The 20,937-nt window shown below is 44.7% G+C and carries 19 protein-coding genes; 4 read left to right on the forward strand and 15 right to left on the reverse strand.

Annotation, left to right across the window (positions count from 1 at the left end; genetic code table 11):
* Positions 1–18: 18 nt before the first annotated feature.
* From AC5ELV_RS02835 to garR, 5 genes are all read right to left on the reverse strand, one after another.
* Entirely contained in the window at positions 19–1,899 is a 1,881-nt protein-coding gene (locus tag AC5ELV_RS02835; protein WP_493429042.1) for a beta-glucoside-specific PTS transporter subunit IIABC, read from the reverse strand.
* A gap of 183 nt (positions 1,900–2,082) precedes the next feature.
* Positions 2,083–2,940, reverse strand: a complete 858-nt coding sequence (gene licT / locus AC5ELV_RS02840; RefSeq protein ID WP_493429043.1) for a BglG family transcription antiterminator LicT — start codon at positions 2,938–2,940, stop codon at positions 2,083–2,085.
* Positions 2,941–3,163: 223 nt separating this feature from the next.
* Positions 3,164–4,522, reverse strand: coding sequence for a GntP family permease (locus AC5ELV_RS02845; protein WP_493429044.1), 1,359 nt, complete (start codon positions 4,520–4,522; stop codon positions 3,164–3,166).
* A 53-nt stretch (positions 4,523–4,575) separates the two neighbouring features.
* Complete coding sequence (locus tag AC5ELV_RS02850) at positions 4,576–6,021, reverse strand: four-carbon acid sugar kinase family protein (protein ID WP_493429045.1); 1,446 nt, start codon at positions 6,019–6,021, stop codon at positions 4,576–4,578.
* Positions 6,018–6,956 (reverse strand): 2-hydroxy-3-oxopropionate reductase, encoded by a 939-nt coding sequence (garR, locus tag AC5ELV_RS02855; protein ID WP_493429046.1) that lies wholly within the window; start codon positions 6,954–6,956, stop codon positions 6,018–6,020. The genes AC5ELV_RS02850 and garR overlap by 4 nt, the downstream gene beginning before the upstream one ends.
* A gap of 244 nt (positions 6,957–7,200) precedes the next feature.
* Between garR and AC5ELV_RS02860 the strand changes: the two genes are divergently transcribed.
* A complete protein-coding gene (locus tag AC5ELV_RS02860) occupies positions 7,201–7,821 on the forward strand; it encodes a GntR family transcriptional regulator (RefSeq protein WP_322157658.1) in 621 nt (206 codons plus the stop codon).
* A gap of 98 nt (positions 7,822–7,919) precedes the next feature.
* On the opposite strand, the gene AC5ELV_RS02865 is transcribed toward AC5ELV_RS02860, so the two are convergent.
* Positions 7,920–8,243 (reverse strand): carboxymuconolactone decarboxylase family protein, encoded by a 324-nt coding sequence (locus tag AC5ELV_RS02865; protein WP_493429047.1) that lies wholly within the window; start codon positions 8,241–8,243, stop codon positions 7,920–7,922.
* Complete coding sequence (locus tag AC5ELV_RS02870) at positions 8,240–8,626, reverse strand: tautomerase family protein (protein ID WP_493429048.1); 387 nt, start codon at positions 8,624–8,626, stop codon at positions 8,240–8,242. Before AC5ELV_RS02870 ends, AC5ELV_RS02865 begins: the two co-directional genes overlap by 4 nt.
* Before the next feature lie 111 nt (positions 8,627–8,737).
* Between AC5ELV_RS02870 and AC5ELV_RS02875 the strand changes: the two genes are divergently transcribed.
* Positions 8,738–9,613, forward strand: coding sequence for a LysR family transcriptional regulator (locus AC5ELV_RS02875; protein WP_493429049.1), 876 nt, complete (start codon positions 8,738–8,740; stop codon positions 9,611–9,613).
* Between the two features lie 161 nt (positions 9,614–9,774).
* On the opposite strand, the gene AC5ELV_RS02880 is transcribed toward AC5ELV_RS02875, so the two are convergent.
* The 4 genes from AC5ELV_RS02880 to AC5ELV_RS02895 form a co-directional block, all read right to left on the reverse strand.
* Positions 9,775–11,703, reverse strand: a complete 1,929-nt coding sequence (locus tag AC5ELV_RS02880; protein ID WP_493429050.1) for a PTS fructose transporter subunit IIABC — start codon at positions 11,701–11,703, stop codon at positions 9,775–9,777.
* Positions 11,704–11,770: 67 nt separating this feature from the next.
* Entirely contained in the window at positions 11,771–12,682 is a 912-nt protein-coding gene (gene pfkB / locus AC5ELV_RS02885; RefSeq protein ID WP_493429051.1) for a 1-phosphofructokinase, read from the reverse strand.
* 2 nt (positions 12,683–12,684) lie between these two features.
* Positions 12,685–13,431, reverse strand: a complete 747-nt coding sequence (locus tag AC5ELV_RS02890) for a DeoR/GlpR family DNA-binding transcription regulator (protein WP_493429052.1) — start codon at positions 13,429–13,431, stop codon at positions 12,685–12,687.
* 351 nt (positions 13,432–13,782) lie between these two features.
* Positions 13,783–14,454, reverse strand: a complete 672-nt coding sequence (locus AC5ELV_RS02895) for an O-methyltransferase (RefSeq protein WP_493429053.1) — start codon at positions 14,452–14,454, stop codon at positions 13,783–13,785.
* 126 nt (positions 14,455–14,580) lie between these two features.
* Between AC5ELV_RS02895 and AC5ELV_RS02900 the strand changes: the two genes are divergently transcribed.
* The gene (locus AC5ELV_RS02900; RefSeq protein ID WP_493429054.1) at positions 14,581–15,468 is read left to right on the forward strand and encodes a LysR family transcriptional regulator; all 888 of its coding nucleotides are present in this window, start codon (positions 14,581–14,583) and stop codon (positions 15,466–15,468) included.
* Positions 15,469–15,557: 89 nt separating this feature from the next.
* Here the strand turns inward: AC5ELV_RS02900 and AC5ELV_RS02905 are convergent, their stop codons facing one another.
* Complete coding sequence (locus tag AC5ELV_RS02905) at positions 15,558–16,640, reverse strand: ankyrin repeat domain-containing protein (RefSeq protein WP_493429055.1); 1,083 nt, start codon at positions 16,638–16,640, stop codon at positions 15,558–15,560.
* Positions 16,641–16,930: 290 nt separating this feature from the next.
* On the opposite strand from AC5ELV_RS02905, the gene AC5ELV_RS02910 reads away from it, so the two are divergent.
* Positions 16,931–17,341, forward strand: a complete 411-nt coding sequence (locus tag AC5ELV_RS02910; RefSeq protein WP_493429056.1) for a DUF4183 domain-containing protein — start codon at positions 16,931–16,933, stop codon at positions 17,339–17,341.
* Positions 17,342–17,511: 170 nt separating this feature from the next.
* On the opposite strand, the gene AC5ELV_RS02915 is transcribed toward AC5ELV_RS02910, so the two are convergent.
* The 3 genes from AC5ELV_RS02915 to AC5ELV_RS02925 all read right to left on the reverse strand — a co-directional run bounded on the left by AC5ELV_RS02915 (position 17,512) and on the right by AC5ELV_RS02925 (position 20,897).
* On the reverse strand, positions 17,512–19,206 hold the full coding sequence (locus tag AC5ELV_RS02915; protein WP_493429057.1) for a methyl-accepting chemotaxis protein: 1,695 nt from the start codon (positions 19,204–19,206) through the stop codon (positions 17,512–17,514).
* A gap of 351 nt (positions 19,207–19,557) precedes the next feature.
* A complete protein-coding gene (locus AC5ELV_RS02920) occupies positions 19,558–19,824 on the reverse strand; it encodes a hypothetical protein (RefSeq protein ID WP_493429058.1) in 267 nt (88 codons plus the stop codon).
* A gap of 194 nt (positions 19,825–20,018) precedes the next feature.
* A complete protein-coding gene (locus AC5ELV_RS02925) occupies positions 20,019–20,897 on the reverse strand; it encodes a radical SAM/SPASM domain-containing protein (RefSeq protein WP_493429059.1) in 879 nt (292 codons plus the stop codon).
* Positions 20,898–20,937 lie beyond the last annotated feature (40 nt).

The following is a 20,937-nucleotide window of genomic DNA, read 5'->3' on the forward strand; positions in this document are numbered from 1 at the left end:
TAATGATGCTTGCCAGTATCACACAACCAACGTTAACAATACTTCATTTTTTTGAATCTGCTCCTGATTTGTCTCAAATACGTCCACTTTATTTTTCGTGAGTGTGACGATGACAGGCGTTACGATTTCGTATCCTGCTTCAATAATTTGCTCCCTGTCAAACTGGATTAGCAAATCGCCCCGTTTCACGCTGTCGCCTTCTTTAACCACTGGATTAAAATGCTTCCCTTTCAGCGCAACGGTATTAATTCCGATATGAATTAATATCTCTGTACCCGCATTGGAAGTCAATCCTATGGCATGTCCTGTGGGAAACAGCGAGGTTACGACTCCATCTATTGGCGCTACAACCTCACCGACAGACGGTTCAATGGCTAATCCTTTTCCCATGGCCCCTGTAGAAAATGCAGAATCATTCACTTGACTCAATGGTCTGGTCGTGCCTGTGATCGGGCTGTATATCGTTTCTTTCTTGATATCAACGGCCTTGGTTGCTGTAACAACAGGCTCTGGTTCTGCTGTTTTCACGGATTCAACTGTTTCTGGGGTCTCCTCCTTCACCTTGCTTTCATACCCAAAAATAAGGGTTAGTACGGTTGCTGCCGCGAATGAGCAGGCAATGGCAATCACGTAAACCAAGGTTGGCGTATACACTGGAATCGCAAAAATGTTGTGAAAAACATAAGCCGTCATTTTTACCCCAAAATGTCCATTGATGGCACCGCCTATAGCTCCTGCGATAATGACAATCGGAATGACACGTTTATAGCGAAGCACCAGACCATACACAATCGGCTCTGTCACACCCGCCAGCAATCCTGTAATACTCGTGGAACCGGCAAGAGTTCTAAGTGTTTTATCTTTTCTCGCCTTCAGGAAGATACCAAATGCTACCCCAATTTGAGCAAATACAGCTGCTGCAGCCATCGCCTCAATCGGATCCCCGCCAACACTGATATTTTGAATCGTGATGGGTGTAAAACCCCAGTGAAGTCCGAAGACGACCATAAAGGTCATAAAACCGCCAAGAACAATCCCTGACAAAATGCCGCTTACACCAATTAACCATGTCACACCCGAAGAAATCCAATCTCCTACCGTTGTACCGAACGGCCCAAATGCCATCGCAGATAGCGGAACCATAATCATTAAAGCCAGCATCGGAACTAAAAAAAGCTGTAAATCCTTAAGAATGATCTTCTTCAAAAACTTATCCACCAACGCGTATATGCTAATCGATATGAATATCGGGAAAACACTGGCTGAGTAGTTCATCATGACCACCGGTATTCCTAAAAACGATACATCAGAGCCCTTGTCCATCAGTCCTGTAAAGTTAGGTTCCATGAGAGCCGCACCGATCACACCAGCTACATAAGGATTCGCCTTCAGCTTTATACCGAGCGTAATCCCTAGTAAAATCGGCAAGAAGTAAAATACAGCATTCCCAGCAGCAGACAGGATCAGATAGGTATCACTTGTTGCAGACATCCAACCTAGCAAGGTCAAAACCGTTAGGAGTGCTTTTATCATTCCTGAGCCCGCCATCGCTGGAATCAATGGGGAGAAACTACCGGAAATGACTTCAAAGATTGTGGATATGACCGATGTTTTTTTACCACTGGATTCACTGGCTGCAGGGGAATTCGATCCAAAATCCCTGTTTTTCATGATTTCCGCATATACATAGGCAACATGGCTGCCAATAACAACTTGAAATTGTCCTCCGCTTTCAACAACTGTAATGATTCCCTCATGCTTCTCAAGCGCTTCTCTTTCGGCTTTTCGTGAATCCTTCAGGTCAAATCGGAGTCGTGTAGCACAATGGACAAGCCCATTGATATTTTCTTCTCCTCCAACGAGACGTACGATGTCTTCGCCCATTTTCTTATGGTCCATGTTCATTCTCCTCTTGGGCAGATTGCCTGAAAACAAAAAAATACCTAAACGAAAGGCCTGTATGATCAAAGAAAATGATCACTGCCATTCATTTAGGTATCGCCTGCTTAACCAGTAACAATCCTTATATTTAAGTTGTGAGCCTACTATAAATCACTTAGAAATCGTTTGCAAGCTTTTTTTCTAAGAACTAGCTATATCATTTCTGGAGGTTACACGCTGTATATGAATCGTCAAATACACTTTTTCGTCAATCGACATAGCACTTTCATGCTTTAACTCCAAATATTGATTGATTAATTGGGTGCATTGAAAAGCCCTCTCGTATTTATCTTTGACTTGGTCATACAAGAAATTATCCCCTGAAGCTAGTTGTTCTTGTTCATTGCTCAGCAATCGTTGGGCAAAGTACTGCAAATGAGTAATAAACCGAGAATAATTGAACGAAGTTTCATCCAGTGTAATCTGATAGTAATCGGTTACAATGTTGAAAATGTCATCAATGACCTCGGTAATCTCAACCGTTTGTTTCATTCCCTGACCATCTTGTCTTGCGTTTACAAAATGCATAGCAATAAAGCTTGCTTCATGCTCATCCATTTGGATGCCAAATTGAGCATGGATGATGTCCAACGCATTCATACCGATCATAAATTCTTTTTTGTAAAATTTTTTGATCTGCCATAACAGTGAATTTTTAAGCCCCACAGATTTTCTGTATCGAGAGATGGCAAATTGGATATGGTCAATCAGAGAAATATAGATATTGTCACTAAAAATATCTCCCATTTCCTTTTTTGCGCTGCCTACAATTTCATCCGCCACCTTTAAATACTCTACAGATGTTTCCCCAATAAGATCTATTAATTTTTGTGGAATTTTATCGGACTTTAATACAAAGGTTTTTTCTATTTTGTCCTCATCGACCCGCTGGCCATTTTTCTTTTTAAAGCCTAGACCATTCCCTATGACAACAAATTCATGACCCACCTGATTTTCGACTCGGATGACATTGTTGTTAAAAATTTGCCGGATGATCATTTATCTGCTCACCTCATTGATGTAATGACAAAGTTAGTAATAACAAAAAAAACCAAATAACGACTAAATCAATTAGTCATTATTTGGGTATCGCCTGCTTACCAGTAACAATCCCGAGAGGCACTTCACCCCTCATTCAATTACTCTTACTATACCGCTTTCAAAGCAGAATAACAATACAATCATGCTGAAAAGTCTTCCGGGAAGATCGTTTATGAACAAATCAGATAAAAATACTGAGTATCATCACGATACCAAAAGCACTGAACCCGAGAATGGTTTCCATGACTGTCCACGTTTTCAGGGTTTGAGGTACGGACAGGTTCATGTATTCTTTAACAATCCAGAAGCCGGAGTCATTCACGTGGGACAAAATGATCGAGCCTGCTCCGGTAGCCAACACCAGTAGCTCCGGGCTCACCCCCGGCATCGTGACTGCAATCGGAGCGACAATACCTGCCGCCGTCGTCATGGCTACCGTGGCGGAACCAACGGCGGCCCGGATAAGACCTGCAATCACAAAGGCCAATACAAGCGGCGACAAATGTGCATGCTGGGCAAAACCTGCAATCGCATCACCCACACCGCTGGCAGTCAAAATCTTGTTGAAACCACCGCCTGCACCGATCAGCAGGATGATAGAAGCAACCGGACCCAGGCAATCATTCGTAAATTTCAATAGCTGCTTGCTATCGAAGTTGCGTGCATAACCAAAAGAGTAAAGCGAGAACAATAAAGCAATCAGCAAAGCAATGATCGGACTGCCGATGAAATCAACGACCTGTCTGAAGCCGTTGGCTTCTGGCAAAATCAGATCTACTATCGTCGCCAGCAGCATCAAAATAACGGGCAACATAATGGTGAAGAGTGTAATGCCAAAGCCTGGCAATTCTCTTTCTTTCGTTTCCGTAAATTGCTCCATCAATTCACTCGAAGTCTCCACCTTGATACGCTTGGAAATCCAGCTTCCGTAGATCGGACCCGCAATCGTTGCGGCCGGCAATGCTACGATAAGCGCAAGGAAGATCGTTTTACCAATATTCGCGTTAAAAATACCTACGGCCAGCATCGCTGCCGGATGCGGAGGGATAAGACTATGCACAACCGCCAAGCCAGCTACAAGAGAAATCCCGATTTTAATGAGCGAAGTCCCGGTGTGCTTGGCAATAACGAATACGAGCGGGAACAACAGTACGATACCTACCTGAATGAATACTGGGATACCACAAATGACAGCGACCACCATCATGGCCCAATGGACATTTTTCTCACCGAACACCCGCACCATGGTCTTGGCAACCTGCTCCGCACCACCAGACTCAGCCATCAGCTTACCCAACATCGTACCTAGACCAAGCACAATAGCTATAAAGCCTAGCACACTGGCTACACCTTCCTGATAAGCTGTCACGATACTTTTCAGCGGCATACCTGCAATAAGACCCATGAACACGGCACCGACGATGAGCGCGACAAACGGGTTCATTTTGACCTTAGCGATCAGCAGAATCAGTCCAATAATAGAAATAAGTGCATACAATAACAAACTTGCATCATGACTGAGTCCGAATACGGAATACATGTTATAACCCCCTCATTTAAGTAAGCGCTCTCTAAGTTTGTTGAAAACAGGGGTTAACCCTGTACGTTTTCGATTTTCTCTACAGTTTCCAGCAATGTTCGTTCTCCGCCCACATTACCAGGGAACACGATATACGGAATGCCACTGAATTTGGCTTCTTCTCCGGTCAGCCACACAGGGATGCCTGCCGCAACCTGGCCGAGTACACGTGCTTTGCGGATCGCAAGCCCTTTGGTAGCCACATCACTGGAAGTAATGCCACCCTTGGCGATGATAAACTTGGGCACCGTCTCAAGCGACTGTACGATTTCGACCAGTGCACCGGATACCGTTTGACTAATTTTGAAATTAACAGATATATTATCTACCGCAATGAGTTTGCGGCTACTGTATACCACCACATTGTTGCCCGCAGCCAGTTGTGTATTGGCTTCTGCGATAACACGGCTTAATTCCTGTGTGTAGCCCTCAGAATCCAACACCCGTTCCACATCAATTTCAAGACCCACAATTTCCGGGTACGTAAGTAACTGCTCCAGCTGTTTTGTTGTTTTTTGAACATAGGAACCGACGACCACAATACCGCCGTGACCTTCCTGACCACTTGCAATCAGTCGTTCCTTTGGCAAATATTCCTGGTCAGATATCCCGGCATACGATTTCACAAAAGAAGCAGCTGTGCGGAAAATAAACGTTTTCCCTTGCTCTTCTGCTTTCAGCAGCCCCAGTGATACTACATCCATATCCGCATACGAAAGCACGTTGACGATGATTGGTACGTTATCCTTCGCTTGTAGCAATACTTCTTGCACAGCGTCTGGTCCCTTGCGAATCTGTTCCAGTGAAATAACAAGACATTCCGAGGCATGAATACGGCCTTCTGTCTTTTCTTCCACCCATGCCGCCAAATCACCGTTTTCATAGCCAAATACCTTATCCTTGGCAAACTCCGACTCATGTACGGGAATTAGCGTATCGTCCTCCACCATATAGTGGGTGTTGCCTCCAGTTACTCGCCCAGCTTCGAAAAAGGCTGGAATGATCAAATGTCCGTGGTAGCTCCGTCCACTTTGACGCGATCCTTCTTCTGCCAGTACGTCCGTTTCCAGAGGATAATACCCTCGCAGCATGGAATCACTGCGGCTGACAAAGGTAAATGATTTGCCCTTTTCGGTGGCAACAGCCTGTACGTTGCGGGCAATTTCGCGGTTAATCTGTTCTGCGGTCTGCGCATCAAGTCCGCGTGTATTGGTCAGGATATAAAAAAGCGTTTTCGGTGAATCGAATGCTTCACGAAGCAATGCTTCATCCCACTGCGTCAAAACGTCGATATCGTGAACGGTTTGTACCCCGGTCGGATCATCGTCCAATACGATAATTTTCCGCCCTCTGGCGTCATTAATCCGGCGAATTTCCTGACGCAATCCTTTGCTGTCCCATTCAGGAGGCAATTCTGCTTGGAGGGCTGACAATGAGGTATATCCTGTGTTTACATTCATGTGATCTCCACCTTATTCGTATTCTGGGTTAGCATGCTCTTCCTACTCTGCTTTACCTGTACGCCTGCGAGTTTTTCAAAATACTGGACGATTCCGCCGTGATCATCCGCCGCTTTACCATCCACTTTGAGTGCGTGGAATATTTCCAGCAGTTGGCTACTAAGCGGCAACGGTACACCGATGTCATGCGCGGTTTCCATAACGTTCGTGATGTCCTTGAGGTTAATATCAATCCGACCCCCAGCTACAAAATTCCGTTGCAAGATCAGAGGAACTTTAGCATCCAGTACCGCACTGCCTGCCAATCCACCACGAATCGCCTGCACCATTTTCTCAATATTAATGCCTGCCTTGGCTGCAAACACAAGCGCTTCGGACATGGCCGCGATATTCAGGTTCACCATGATCTGATTAGCCAGCTTTGCCGTTGCACCGCAACCGTTATCACCAACCAAGGTGACATCCTGACCCAGCACATGCAGAACATCCAAGACATGCTCAAACACTGACTCTTTACCACCAACCATGATTGCCAATGTCCCATCAATTGCTTTCGGTTCGCCACCACTGACAGGAGCATCCAGCATGTGCAGACCAGCCTCAGCGGCTTTCACCGACAGCTCTTTGGAGACGACTGGAGATATCGAGCTCATATCTACGATAGCGCTTCCAATACTAGCCCCTTTTAAAATCCCGTTCTCACCCAAAATGACTTCTTTCACATGATTGGAATTCGGCAGCATCGTAAAGATGATTTCACTGCGCTCTGCAACCTCCTTCGGGGATGACGCTGCATGTGCGCCTGATGCAACCAAAGCTGTGACGGCCTCCTGATTAATATCAAATACGGTCAGCTCATAATTCGCTTTCAAAAGATTTAACGACATCGGACGACCCATAATACCTAATCCAATAAATCCAATTTTCTTTGTCATGTTAAAGTCCCTCCATAGCTTTTCAAATTCGATTTCCTATTCATGTTTTTTAGAAAAACCCATTTGTAAACGCTTTTTATCACATGTAAGCGCTATTAATTTGTATTTACATTTGCGATTGTACACAATAAATTCATTTTTGTATACAAAAATTTAAATTTTGTATCAATTTTTTATTGAATATATAGGATAGACATTGTTTAACCTCCATCTTTTCGCTAAAGTAGACGTAGAGGTGAATGACATGCAGTACAGCAGCAATAACTCTCGAACGGCACACCAGCAATCTTATGAAACACTGCGTGATATGATCCTGAACGGAACCATCCCTCAAGGAACCAAGTTGGTCGAGGAAAAGCTTGCCACGCAGCTCGGTGTAAGCCGCACGCCTATCCGTGAATCCATCCGCAAATTGGAGCAGGAAGGGCTTATCGTCAATAAACGTGTAGTCAAGCTATCTGAAACCGATCTGCGTAACACCTTTGAGCTACGGATGCTGCTTGAAGGACATGCGGCGCGCAGCGCGGCTGCCTACTTGTCCGAGACAGAGCTGCTGGCTTTGGAGCAATGTGTGAGCATCGGGCGTTCCGGCTCGCTGGATGAGGTAATGCAAGCGAACAAAGAGTTTCATGAGATCATTATGAAGGCCAGCAATAATTCGATGATGATTGATTTATTTGATCGGATGCAATCCGTTATTTATTTATTCCGTCATACGGTCGTCTACTATCATCGTCCCTTTCTGATTGATGAGCACCAGCATATTTGTGAGGCTATCCGGGCACATGACGGCGATACAGCAGAACGACTGATGAAGGAGCATCTCCAGGCTGATCTGGACTTTTGCCTGCATCTGATCAGATAGTCCTTCGCTTCTCCATTTCTATGCCATGCCAAAAAACCGCCAAACACTCGGAATCCCTTGTGCTTAGCGGTTTTTTAGGCTCATGCTTAACTCTCTTTTTATTTGCAGAATACGTCTTTGGCAACCTGAATAGCTGAGGCTGCCCTGGGCCATCCTACATAAAAAGCAAGCTGTGTAATGACCTCAACCAGTTCTTCCTCCGAAATCCCGTTCTCCTTGGCCAGTTTCAGATGATAAGGAAGTTGATTTACATGCTCACCCGCTACCAATGCGGAGACGGTAATGAGACTCCGTTCTCTGAGAGATAGCTCACTTCTTCTCCATACATCGCCAAAAAGGACATCTTCCGTATAGCTTACAAAAGCAGGTGCAAAATTACCGATCGTTTCCCGAACACTCGATCTGATCAATTTATGCTTCATACAATCATCTGGGCAAGTCCGTTGCCAAAGGACCAATCCTCTAATTCAGTCTCTACCAGTGTCACAAATACATCCTCCGGTCTAACCTTACATTCAATGGATAAGAGTTCCGCTAACTTTTGGTAGAAACTCTTTTTTTGTTCCGTAGTTCTACCCGATCCCATTGTAATTTGGATGTACAGCAGCTTGTCTGTTCTGGATACATTCAAATAATCGGGACTATAATAAAACTCGCTTTGCTTATGAGCATGAAAAACCTGAAAGTAATCTTTTTCCGGAACCTGAAAATGTTCGATCAAAGCGTTCATGATACAGCGGCTAATCCAAGGTAACTCTTGCTCTGTGTATTGTTGTTCCATATAGCCAACTCTTACAAATGGCATGTTCATCTCTCCTATCCGTTGGGATAAAATGATTGTACTCCTCTTATTTTCATCTGTATAATTGAAAATAATTATAAATATATTCATTTTTACCGATGGAGATGAGCGTGCGTGGATCTGAAAGAATTAACTACATTTCGTACCATAATTGAAGAAGGAACGTTTTCAAAAGCTGCTGCCAAATTAAACTACGCTCAGTCTACAGTCACGAGCCAAATACAGAGGCTAGAGAAAGAGCTGGGATTTCAGCTTTTTAAAAGGGGCTGGGATGCGGAGTTAACGTCCCCAGGCAAACTATATGCCGAGGAGGTAGACGGGCTTATTCAGCATTGGAAATTTGTAATGGACCAGGCGAAGTCGCTGAAAAAGGAGGAAATTGGCACGCTCCATATCGGTGTGATTGAAACGGTGGCGGCTACCGTACTGCCCTTAGTTCTACGTCAGTTTCGAGAGCATAAACCAAATATTACATGCCATTTTACAGTTGGAAACACGGATACTCTCGCACATGCTTTGATGGACGGTACACTGGATTTTGCAATCTCTGGGGAACCTCACTCGATTCCTTCCTTACACTTTGAACCCTTGTATAATGAACACATCGCCTTTATTGTATCCCGTAATCATCCCTTCGCGGCTAAAAATGAGCTTCATCTCGAAGATCTGTACGAGTATCCGCTTATCGTCGGAGGTAAGAACTGCTTGTACCATATACGACTGGAGAAAGAGCTTTCACGCTTTCAGTCGATGCCGTTTTTTTATACTGTCAGTCAAATCTCATCGATCCCCACATTCGTAAAAACGATTCCTTCAGTTGGAGTGGTTCTATCGTCAATGCCTATGCAGGAGGAACTGGTCCCCGTCCCCCTCCAGTTATCAGACCCGAATATTCCTATTGGACTCCTACAAAACAACCATCACCAGCAGTATATGTCTTCGGCCCGAAGGCTGTTTATGCAGTTGGTTAAGGAGCTTTGTAGGATATAGCTCCAATGCAATAACTAATAATAAGCCTATATTGGCAAAGCCGACACCTTTACATAAAGAAAAAGCCGCCAAACACTCAGAAACCTGGTGTTTAGCGGCTTTACTATTTTAAAGGCCAAAGGAAATCTGTCCCTTTTATTTTTATACTCTGGTGATACCCGTTATTTCGCTTCGAGCGGTTTTTTCCACAGTCCCAGAATGAGCGCGGAAATCACGGAGCCAATCGCGACTGCAAGCAAGAACAGCAAAGCATGATTGGCAAGAGCTGCTACAAAAATTCCGCCATGTGGAGCTGGAAGATTGATTTGCCAGAACTGCGTCAGACCACCAGCAATCGCTGAACCTACAATACAAGAGGTCAGGACACGCAGAGGATCAGCAGCTGCGAATGGAATGGCTCCTTCCGTAATGAAGGACAATCCAAGTACATAGTTCGTCAAGCCAGACTTGCGCTCTTGCTCAGTAAACTTATTTTTGAAGAACGTCGAAGCTAATGCGATTGCCAGCGGAGGTACCATGCCGCCCGCCATAACAGCCGCCATCATAGCTCCGTTCGTGTTACCACTGGAAGTAAAGACACCGATCGAAAATGCATAAGCAGCTTTGTTAAAAGGTCCACCCATGTCGATCGACATCATTCCGCCTAGAATCAGACCCAAAATAACCGCATTACCTGTTCCCAAATTGTTCAGAACATTGACAAGCCACGTATTAATACCACCGAAAATCGGATCGAACAGGTAGAACATAATCGCGCCTGAAATTAGGAGTCCAAATACAGGGTATAACAAGATTGGTTTTAAACCATCCAGCGCTTTTGGCAGACCTGCAAAAGCTTTACGCAGGAAGATCACCACATAACCAGCCATGAAACCAGCTGCCAGACCGCCAAGGAAGCCTGCATTAGAGTTTACAGCCATCAGACCACCAACCATACCTGGCATCAGTGCCGGGCGGTCTCCAATGCTCATCGCGATAAATCCGGCCAGTATCGGAATCAGGAAGTGGAACGCACCGGTTCCGCCGCCAATTGTTTGTAACAGTTGGAAGAATACATTATCTTCTCCCGCTACCTGTTCAATCAAGAAGGAAATGGCTAACAAAATCCCCCCGCCTACAACGAATGGCAGCATATGAGAAATACCGTTCATTAAATCCTTGTAGATTTTGCTGCCCACGCTGCTCTTCTCCGCTTTCGACTCATCAGCGCTGCCATTACCTTCACTACGATAAATTGGGGCATCGCCGTTGAGCGCTTTGCGGATTAGTTCCTCAGATTTACGGATACCGTCGCTTACCGGTCTTTGCAATACAGGTTTACCATCAAATCTGGCCATTTCAACCTTTTTGTCAGCAGCAACGATTACACCTTTGGCACGGCGAATTTCATCCGCTGTCAGTACGTTTTGCGCACCTTCCGAGCCATTCGTTTCTACCCGGATGTTAACACCCATTTCTGTCGCTTTCTTAATGAGAGCGTCTTCAGCCATAAACGTATGTGCAATACCTGTAGGGCAAGCGGTCACTGCAACCACAAACTCGTCAGAATTCGGATTGCCAACGATAACGTCTGGCGTTTGCTGCGCTTTGGCAGCCTCTTTCTTAGCCTCTTTTGCTTTCTTGGCAGCTTCTTCTTCCGCCTGCTTGGTATCAAACAGCACAGATACTTCATCCGGTGTTTGCGTATTCATCAGCTTGTTGATGAAATCGGTATCAATTAGAAGCCGGGAAAGAGCCGCTAGTGTGCGAAGATGCGTATTTGCTGCTCCCTCTGGAGCCGCAATCATGAAGAATACTTTCGCCGGCTCACCGTCCAACGATTCGAATTCTACGCCTTTACTGCTTTTGGCGAAAACGACGGTCGCTTCATTCACGGCTTTGGTCTTGGCATGCGGCATCGCAATGCCGCCGCCAATTCCAGTGCTGGATTCTGCTTCGCGTTTGTAAATCATTTCTTTAAACAACGCCGGGTCATTAATACGTCCACTTGCTTCGAGACTGGCGATGAGTTCCTCAATCGCCCCGTCTTTTGTCGTCGCCTGCAGGTCCATGATCATCGTTTCTTTAATCATCAGGTCTGTTATTCTCATTTTTCACACTCTCCTAAGTTCGATCAGCGTGTTGACACACGCATAATAAGCTCATGATGCAGATGGATTACCGTTTTGAAATCGTGACTTGCGGCCGTAATTGTTCAATTTTCTCTCTAGTAGCCAGATCATCGGAGAACGCAGTCGCGCTTCCGGATGCCACTCCTGCACGGAATGCTTCGATCGGATCGCCATGAAGAGCCAGCGTACCCACGAATCCAGCAATCATTGAATCACCTGCGCCTACAGAATTTTTCACCGTTCCTGCTGGTACATTTGCGTGATACACTTCATCTCCCGTAATGAACAAAGCCCCTTCTCCTGCCATGGAAATCAGTACATTTTTTGCACCTGCTTCCAGCAGTTTACGACCGTAAGTGACGATCTCCTCCTTTGAATGAATCGTTACATCAAACAACTCAGCCAGCTCATGATGATTCGGCTTGATGAGCAGCGGTTTATGAACCAGTGCCTTCATCAGTGCCTCACCTGTGGTGTCGATGACGAATTCAGCCCCGGTTTGCTGGCATACGCGAATCAACCGATCATAGAAGTCTCCTCCAAGTGACGGCGGTATACTTCCTGACAAGACGACTATGTCATTTTTCTGGAGACCCGCCAGCTTTTGTACCAACGCATCGGCCTCTTGCTCACGAATCGCAGGTCCCAAACCGTTAATTTCCGTTTCATCGCCATGCTTGAGCTTAATGTTGATCCGTGTATCATCTTCGATCATTACAAAATCAGTTTTAATGGATTCTTCCCGCAATGTATCGTCGATAAACCTGCCTGTGAATCCTCCGAGAAAACCGATCGCCGTGCTGTCTGCTCCCAATTGGTTCAGTACACGTGATACATTAATCCCCTTGCCACCTGGCAGTTTCAAATCACGTTTCATCCGGTTTAAGTCACCAAGCTTCAAATCGTCAACTTCCACGATATAATCAATGGAAGGGTTCAGCGTTACTGTATATATCATTGTTATCCCTCGATTATCTTAGTTTTCTGAGCGATGGATCGGCGTGAGCGTTCAGGCACCGATTCGGTAATCAGGATAGCTTCCTTGAGCTCAAACAGTTTGGCGAAGGTTACTTCTCCAATTTTGCTGGAATCGGCCAACACATACGTTTTGCCGGACAGCTGGTGGGCACGCCGCTTTATCAGCGCTTCTTCAGGATCAGGAGTCGTATACCCCATTTCCACATCCACCCCGTTCGTTCCCAGAAAGCACTTGTCGAATCGAAAATTGTCCAAATTTTGTAGGGCAATACTCCCGATTACGGCTTTGGTATGAATTTTCATCATCCCTCCCAGTAGATAGCTTCTGATTCGTTTGCTTACCAGTGCTTCTACGTGGGACAGACCATTCGTCACGACCGTCACGTCTTTAGCTTCAATGTAAGGAATCATCGCCATCGTTGTTGTTCCCGCATCCAGATAAATACATTCGCCATCCAAAATTTCTTTGGCTGCCATACGGGCGACTACGCTTTTTTGTTGAACGTTTTTGAATGTTTTTTCTTCTATGCCAGGTTCCTGACTTTTCTGATTCAGCAAGGTTGCCCCACCATGAATCCGCTTTAGCAACTGACGGCCTTCAAGATCTATCAAATCACGCCGAATCGTTGACTCAGAAGCTCCCAACAGATCAGCCAATTCCTGCAACTTTACAACACCACATTCTTGTAAGCGCTGTATTATTAACTTGTATCTTTCTTCCGTCAGCATCTTCATTCCCCCAACTGTTCATATCGTACCACAAACTTGATAAAAAACAATCATTTTTCTCCAAAAAAATTCAAAAAAATTCATACCCGCTTCATTTTTTTACAAAATGGTGAATTCCCGCTCCAATCTACATGATTGCGTTTACATTTTAAAGAAAATTCATCTACTTTTATGTAAATTCATTCTTCTTACATAGGAATTCAGCAATAAACGTTCAAAAACGTTCTGATGCTTCCATCAGCACCCATTTTACCATTAAGCGCACAAATCGTCCCAACCTTCTCTACTCAGAAAAAAGCTAAACACCGGGAACTCTCCCCTCTGTGTTTAGCCAATCGAGACGCTTAGCGTTCAGCCCTTAACGATTCCAATGACGAAACCGTCATACCCCTTGCTCCCCACGGTTTGGATAGCTGTAGCTGTAATTCTTGATTCCTCAGCCAGCATATCATAAAACTTTCTTACTCCCTGCACACGAGGGTCTGTGCTATAAGCTCGAACCACTTCTCCTTCACGGATAACATTATCACCGATAATAACGGTGCCAGGATGCGAGAAGCGAAGTGCCCATTCCAGATAAAATGGATTATTGGGTTTATCCGCATCGATAAAAATAAGATCAAAGGGGCCAACGCCCTCCTCTTTCATCTGTACTAACTGCTCTAAAGCGTCTCCCTCCCGAAGTTCCACCATTTCATCCAACTGAGCCAACGATATATTCGACCGGGCAATTTTAGCATGGATCGGATTGGCTTCCAGTGTTAATATTTCTCCATCCTTCGGCAACGCCCTTCCCAACCAGATTGTACTGTAGCCTCCCAAAGTACCAATCTCCAGCACACGTCGCGCTCCCTGCATTTGAGCAAGGATATTTAATAGCTTTCCCTGATTGGGGGAGACATCATGCGGAGGTAGTCCCGCCTTTTGGTTAGCAGCCAACACTTGTTCCAAGACAGCATCATGCGGAATGAGACACTCCGAGATATACTGGTCTACTTGATCCCACGTGTTCGTTTGATTCATTCGCTCCACTCTCCTTTGGATTAACTTACAATTGGATTGTAAATGAATTATTATTATAAAAATAATATATGTTTTTGCTCTATTCATAATCTGCATGTATGAATCTGCTGGAAAGGGAGTGTGGTCTTGAACCTGCATGCATTACGCTTATTTCACGTGGTCGCCTCTACAGGGAGTGTGACACGTGCCTCTGAACTTTTAAATATTAGCCAACCTGCGATTACCGCCCAAATTAAAAAATTTGAAAAAGAAATATCTCTCACACTGCTCATGCCGCTAGGAAGAGGGATTACCTTAACGGATGCTGGTGAAAAGCTTGCTGTACTCGCCAAACGGCTCTTTGCCATCGAACAGCAGATTGAACAATTTTCACAAGATTATCGTGATGGAGCCCATGGTCATATCCGGCTAGCGGCTACTTATTTACCGGCTCATTTTCTCATTCCGGCCTGGATTGCAAAATTCAAACAACAATATGAACATGTTGAAATGACGATTAACACCACGAATTCCAATGATGCTTTGCAGCAACTATTGAATATAGAAGTGGATTTAGCCATCTATGGGGGGCTACCGGAGCAATATCCCGATACGATTCAGACCGAAGAACTATTTCGTGATGAGCTGTGGTTCGTGGTAGCTCCAGATCATCGGTATGCAAATCAGCAGGTTTCTTTACTGGAAATGATGCATGAACCCTTTGTTATGCGTGAAAAGGGGAGCTCGACACGGGAGAGATTATTTTCCTTATGTCGAACCTACAATGCCCCCGCCCCCCAAGTCACCCTAAACTTCACAGGGCTGCATGAGGCGATTACTGCAGTTATTGCCGGATATGGCGCCAACTTTGTGTCTTCACTGGTCGTGCGTGAATATGTAGAACGCGGCGAGCTGTGCCGGGTATACGTAGAAGACATCCAGCTTCTCAATTCAATCGCCATCTGTACCCGCAAAAACGAACCCCTATCTACCGCTACTCTAAATCTCATTCAGCTCATTCGTAACCATTCCTGATGAGCATTATGCATCTGTGTACACTAGCGCTGTATTTTAAAATAACAAGAGCCATGACCGCGTGCATACCGCATTCATGGCTCACCTCGCTATGATAAATATTCACCCTCAATAATCTTCTCCAGATAATCTTCCGGCTGTGCAAGAAACTCGGCAAAGCTGCACACATCCGCATATTCCTGATGCTCCTCGTCATAATAACCCAGGCACTTCTGCTTCGGATTCCACACCAATATAATATCCGAGTAATTATCTACTTTTAGAGACAGACGCAGCAGCTTTTGCCGACCTACCTTCATCTCAACCGTATCTATGAATGAGAAGAAATCAACAAATTGAATATCAAGATCATTTTCTGGCAGATCCACACGGAGCTGATCCCCCATCAGAAAGGCTGTAAGATCCTTTGGAAGCTTGTAGCTTTTTAAAGCATGTCGTTTATTTTCCAGATTGTGAAATGCCGGAGGCTCAACGGACTTTAAATACTCAGCCATTTTCACGTTTTTATTACTTAGTGCAATCGTATATGCCCTTTCTCCATCTTTTTCTGCCAGCGCCACATCTGCGCCTTGCTGAACCAAATACTTCACCATTGCAAAATCGTTGTTGCGTGCCGCCACTGTCAAAGGCGTGGCTTTATAAGGATATACCATATTAGGGGCATTGAAATTAATATCTACGCCATGTTCCAGTAGTAATGCTACTGTTTTTAGGTCATGCTTACTAACTGCGTTGCGGAGTGTTGCTCCAGCATGCTGCTTCATATCGAGGCCAAGCTCATGGATAAGCAGGATATTATTTTTGTTACCGTAGTAGGCTTGCTCATAGGCACCGGATTTGACATGATTTTTCCCGTCCAGCTTGGCGCCATGGGCAACCACATAACGGACAATCTCTTCGGTACCATAGCGAACAGCCGTCAGGAATGCGGGATTATCCTTCACATTAAGTTGAACCCTCTCATCGACCAGTAGCTTCAAGACTTCCATTTGCTCAGTGATGAGTGTAATATCCAATGGACTTAATGTCGTATATTTGCTGAGTACGATTCCTTGCTCTATATCCCAGCCTTCGGTCAGCGCTTGGCGTAAAGCGGATATATTGCCTTGAACGATATGCATCGCTACCTCAGGAAGAACCTCGAAATTGCCTATATCTTTTAATTTGATCATCGTTATTCCCTCACTCTTTATGTATCTGCTATCAATCATGTATATCTATTTTATACCAACCTCTCCTTTATATAAATCCAACAGATTCCCCAAAAATTCATTATTCACTCTAGCGCAAACAAGTGAGTAATAGCGGCCAAAATACCTTAGAGAAGCTATCATTGTATTATGATTCCGTATACCCTGTGCAACGAAAAGGGGCTCCCGGGCTCCATCCCATCCAATCCATATCTAGAATATTCACATAAACTATAATATTTATCTGGAATATTAGGAATGGAGGAATTCCTATGTCTATTATTCGAATCTATCTGGAAGCAGACAGTATCGTATCTGGAAACATTGCTATCACAACAAGCATCAATGTCACTCCAGCGGTTAATCGTTACACAGCTATTGTCGTGCTGGGTGATATATTAGGAGGAGTGACCACCATCCCAGCACAAAGTTTTACAAATGATAGTGGTACTTCAGTCGCGGCAAACAGTCTTGTTGTTCCGACTAGTAGCGGATACTACAATGTATTTGTAAATGGGACGTTGCAGCGAGGCGGCTTAACAACGCTTTCTGCTACAAATCTAATTATAAATACAGGCCTGATTGTTGGTGCAACAGTAGTCGTTGAGGTTGTTAATTTCAACTCTAGTGCTTCCTCAACCTCTGTCAACAATGTCACAGTGACGACTACCATAAGCGACTGAGAGAAAGCCATCGTTAAATCACTATAAAAAACCGCCAAACACAGGGTTTACCCTCGTCTTTAGCGGTTTTTTTCTCTTTGAACCTCGTAATTCATCGATAATGTAATTTATACGCACTTTTCCTTGATGGATACAGACAATTCTTCTGTTACATAGCTAAAACTAAATATTTAAATCTTGAAGTTCTCCACAAGCACCTGAAGCTTCTCAGCAAGTGATGAGAGAAGCGCTGCGGAGGATTCCACTTCTTGCATGGCAGCAAGCTGTTGCTCCGATGAGACGGACAGGGACTCCGCCCCTTTAGCCGTATGGTTAGAGACTATTACGGTATTCTGAATGGCTTCAACAAGCCCTTCAGAGATCAGCGCCAGATTCCGAACTGTGGCTGATATTTGCTCGCTTTGGGAAGACATATCTGAGATGGAGACTTCGATCTCGGAAAAGGAGCGCCCGGCCGATATGATCAACTCCTTGCCCTGCATCATTTCATCCGTGGAACGCTTCATAGTTTCTCCCGCCTTGTCCATTTGGGCGATAATTAGACTGATCAACTCGCTGATTTGTGTGGCAGATTTGGCAGAACGCTCGGCCAGCTTGCGGACAGAGCCAGCGACAACGGCAAAGCCTTGGCCTTCTTCTCCGGCGTGTGCAGCTTCTATCGCTGCATTCAAGGACAGCAAGTTGGTCTCCTCGGCGATGCTGGCAATGGTGCCGACAATGTTCTCAATCTCCTTGGAATGGCTGCCAAGCGTATGAATAATGCTTGAGAGATCGCTGATGCTTTCACTGACAACTCCCATTTGGGAGGTGGTGGAATCCATCGATTCCCGGCCAAGGCGTGCTTTCTGGACATTATCTGCGGCCTTGTTCATTGCTATGTCCGCATTGCCTGCAATATCGCTGATGAAGCGTGACATATTCTGAACAGCTTTATAGCTTCCTTCCAGATTCTCCAGTTGGGTATGCGCCCCATCAGCCAGCTCAATTGTAACATTCACGCTATGCTCTCCAGCACGGTTCGTTGCCTGTGCGCTGGCAGACAGCTCTTGAGAGGAAGAAGCGACCAGCATAGAGGTGTCATTGACCTGAGTAATCAGGTTGCGCAGGTTCATTGTCATATCGTTGAAGTCGCGGGCCAGCGTCCCGATTTCATCCTTGCTTTTGAAAAGAAGCGGTTTATGAGTAAGGTCGCCCTTGGTAATGGTATTCACAGAGGCTGACAGCTTGGTAAGCGGACTTACCATATGGCGAATCAGCAGGTAAACAACAAGGATAGCCACGATGAAAATGGAGCCGCCAATAATAAAGGGCTGAACAATAATATCCAACGTCCGTTCCTGAATTAACGAGCCGTCAAAATTGATGGCCATCAGTGCAACAATGGGCTTAGTGGGATCATGGTCCTGATAAATGGGACCGTATCCAGTTTTGAGCAAAGTTCCTTCATATGTATAAACCTTGGAATATGCTGAATGCTTCATAGTAGTTATCATTTCTTTGTCTTCGTCCGTGAAGTAGAAGGAATCGCCAGCTTGATAGCCTCTTTGCTTGAAGTTGGCATCGGCAGCCAGGATTTTTCCATCCAAAGAGATAATGAAAGCCTCTTTAAAAATAGGCTTATGTGCTACAATCCAACCGATTCGGTCTTCAATGGCAGCAAGTTTGCTGTTATCTCCACTGACCAGAGCCGATATATCCGCAGGATCTATAAGGCCGGTCGTAATATTGGCGCAACCCACCAGCTCGATCCCAGCAGCTTCATCCACTTGATGATATGCAGTACGATATCCGAAGTATCCAATGGAGGAGCCTACCAGAAGCAGTATGATGAGCATCATCCAGGTTAATTTTGTTGCTAGCTTCATTATTTGAACCACCAATCCTGACTCTAATAAATTTTTGTGACAATCCGTTTTCATTGCTACGATTATAGCCTATCAACACTTCCTATAATATGGCATTCCAGTGTCGGAATATGTCGTTTTTTGTGAGAATAGTCACTGTTTTTTGTAAACGGGGACGTTGCAGCGAACGGCAGTCATTAATGGCGTGGTGACGACTACCATAAGCAACTGAGGTGAGTGCCTCTGTTGAATTACGACAAAAAAACTGCTAAACACAGAGGTTTATCCTCGTTTTTAGCAGTTTGGTTTGTTTTCTATGAATCATGTGTTTCATCGGTAACCTATTTTCGATTTTTATAGCTGTATTCAGCTTTATTTTTTGTGGGCTAATAAGAGATTAACTATGGTATCCAGCTGAAGCTCCAATGAATAAGGATCTTCCATCACAAACTCATCCTCTTTATTGCTGAATGAACCGTACATATAAACCTGTCCTTTTTTCACAACCGGAAGGCCTTTCCATAGCTCACTATGCAGAATCTGATTAGCCCCCTCATCTTCTGAGCCGTATACAAAGATGTGATCTCCCATATACTCGGGTAAAACCTCAAGTGAGATATTTTCAAATCCTTCTTTCATATTCAATGCCTTCTTGGTAGGTGGTAGCTTTAGCATCTTCATTCTCACAAGCAATCGATTGTATCCAACTTCCTCTGAACAGTTTAAAACCATTAATTATGTATGTATATATAAAAATATAAGTAAAAAAGCCCTGGAAAAGGGCTATCTTTCTTGCGATTCATTCTACTGTCGCTTAAAGCCTACATGTATGACTATGTTCCAAATCGTTTGCGGTACCCGCATTTTCGGCATAACTCTTCTACCGCTTCTCTCTTGGAAAACCCGAAGTACAGACGATTTGCACGCTCCCCTTCCACAATGTCGGAAAAAGATTGCTCATGCACGTTACCTAAATTAATGACACCTTCTCCATCAAGACAGCAAGGAACCACCGTTCCATCCACCAATACCGCCGCCTGGCTACGGAGTGCATGGCAAAAGCCTTTTCCGTCATCTTCCGGGGCACTGAGGCTCGGCCATTCAAACTCATGGTCCTGATTCAAGTAAACGTTTGGTGCGATTTTGACCCCACTGCCCGGTATCACCTTTTCCTCAATCCGATAGTCCAGTCCAAATTCTTGCTCCAGTCGTTCAAGTGTTTCCCGGTTTCGCTGACGCTGCACATTAGTCAAATTATCTTCAGTCAAGTTCCAGAGACGGAACGAAACAATGACATTATGTTTCACCGCTTCTCTTACAAACGTGAAAATATTACCCAGATATCCTTCTCGATCCACGGAGCCTTCATGCCCGTCAAAACTGTGGAGAGAGAAGTTCATCTGACGCAGCGCTGGTTGCCCAAGCAGCTTATGTCCAGTCTTCGGCAGCAAGGTACCATTGGTAGTAATATTGACCTTCAAGCCTTTCTCATGAGCACTTTCCAGCAAAAGATCAATTTTCGGATGGAGCAACGGCTCTCCTTTTACATGCAAATAGATATAATCTGTATGTGGTTTGACCTGATCAAGCACATTTCGAAAGACTTCCGGATCAATAAATTTTTTGACACGCTGTGTTTGAGGACAAAAGCTGCATGCGAGATTGCAAATGCTCGTTATCTCAATGTATACCTTTTTAAAAGTTTTCAACATAATTTCCCCATTCTAACCTTCATCCTGAGTATCTTTGTAT

Source organism: Paenibacillus sp. NMA1017, assembly GCF_058895805.1.

Bases quoted from the DNA above. Each gene is read 5' to 3' on its own strand.
- AC5ELV_RS02835 (WP_493429042.1), bottom strand. From the start codon at position 1,899: ATGGACCATAAGAAAATGGGCGAAGACATCGTACGTCTCGTTGGAGGA.
- licT (WP_493429043.1), bottom strand. From the start codon at position 2,940: ATGATCATCCGGCAAATTTTTAACAACAATGTCATCCGAGTCGAAAAT.
- AC5ELV_RS02845 (WP_493429044.1), bottom strand. From the start codon at position 4,522: ATGTATTCCGTATTCGGACTCAGTCATGATGCAAGTTTGTTATTGTAT.
- AC5ELV_RS02850 (WP_493429045.1), bottom strand. From the start codon at position 6,021: ATGAATGTAAACACAGGATATACCTCATTGTCAGCCCTCCAAGCAGAA.
- garR (WP_493429046.1), bottom strand. From the start codon at position 6,956: ATGACAAAGAAAATTGGATTTATTGGATTAGGTATTATGGGTCGTCCG.
- AC5ELV_RS02860 (WP_322157658.1), top strand. From the start codon at position 7,201: ATGCAGTACAGCAGCAATAACTCTCGAACGGCACACCAGCAATCTTAT.
- AC5ELV_RS02865 (WP_493429047.1), bottom strand. From the start codon at position 8,243: ATGAAGCATAAATTGATCAGATCGAGTGTTCGGGAAACGATCGGTAAT.
- AC5ELV_RS02870 (WP_493429048.1), bottom strand. From the start codon at position 8,626: ATGCCATTTGTAAGAGTTGGCTATATGGAACAACAATACACAGAGCAA.
- AC5ELV_RS02880 (WP_493429050.1), bottom strand. From the start codon at position 11,703: ATGAGAATAACAGACCTGATGATTAAAGAAACGATGATCATGGACCTG.
- pfkB (WP_493429051.1), bottom strand. From the start codon at position 12,682: ATGATATATACAGTAACGCTGAACCCTTCCATTGATTATATCGTGGAA.
- AC5ELV_RS02890 (WP_493429052.1), bottom strand. From the start codon at position 13,431: ATGCTGACGGAAGAAAGATACAAGTTAATAATACAGCGCTTACAAGAA.
- AC5ELV_RS02895 (WP_493429053.1), bottom strand. From the start codon at position 14,454: ATGAATCAAACGAACACGTGGGATCAAGTAGACCAGTATATCTCGGAG.
- AC5ELV_RS02905 (WP_493429055.1), bottom strand. From the start codon at position 16,640: ATGATCAAATTAAAAGATATAGGCAATTTCGAGGTTCTTCCTGAGGTA.
- AC5ELV_RS02910 (WP_493429056.1), top strand. From the start codon at position 16,931: ATGTCTATTATTCGAATCTATCTGGAAGCAGACAGTATCGTATCTGGA.
- AC5ELV_RS02915 (WP_493429057.1), bottom strand. From the start codon at position 19,206: ATGAAGCTAGCAACAAAATTAACCTGGATGATGCTCATCATACTGCTT.
- AC5ELV_RS02920 (WP_493429058.1), bottom strand. From the start codon at position 19,824: ATGAAAGAAGGATTTGAAAATATCTCACTTGAGGTTTTACCCGAGTAT.
- AC5ELV_RS02925 (WP_493429059.1), bottom strand. From the start codon at position 20,897: ATGTTGAAAACTTTTAAAAAGGTATACATTGAGATAACGAGCATTTGC.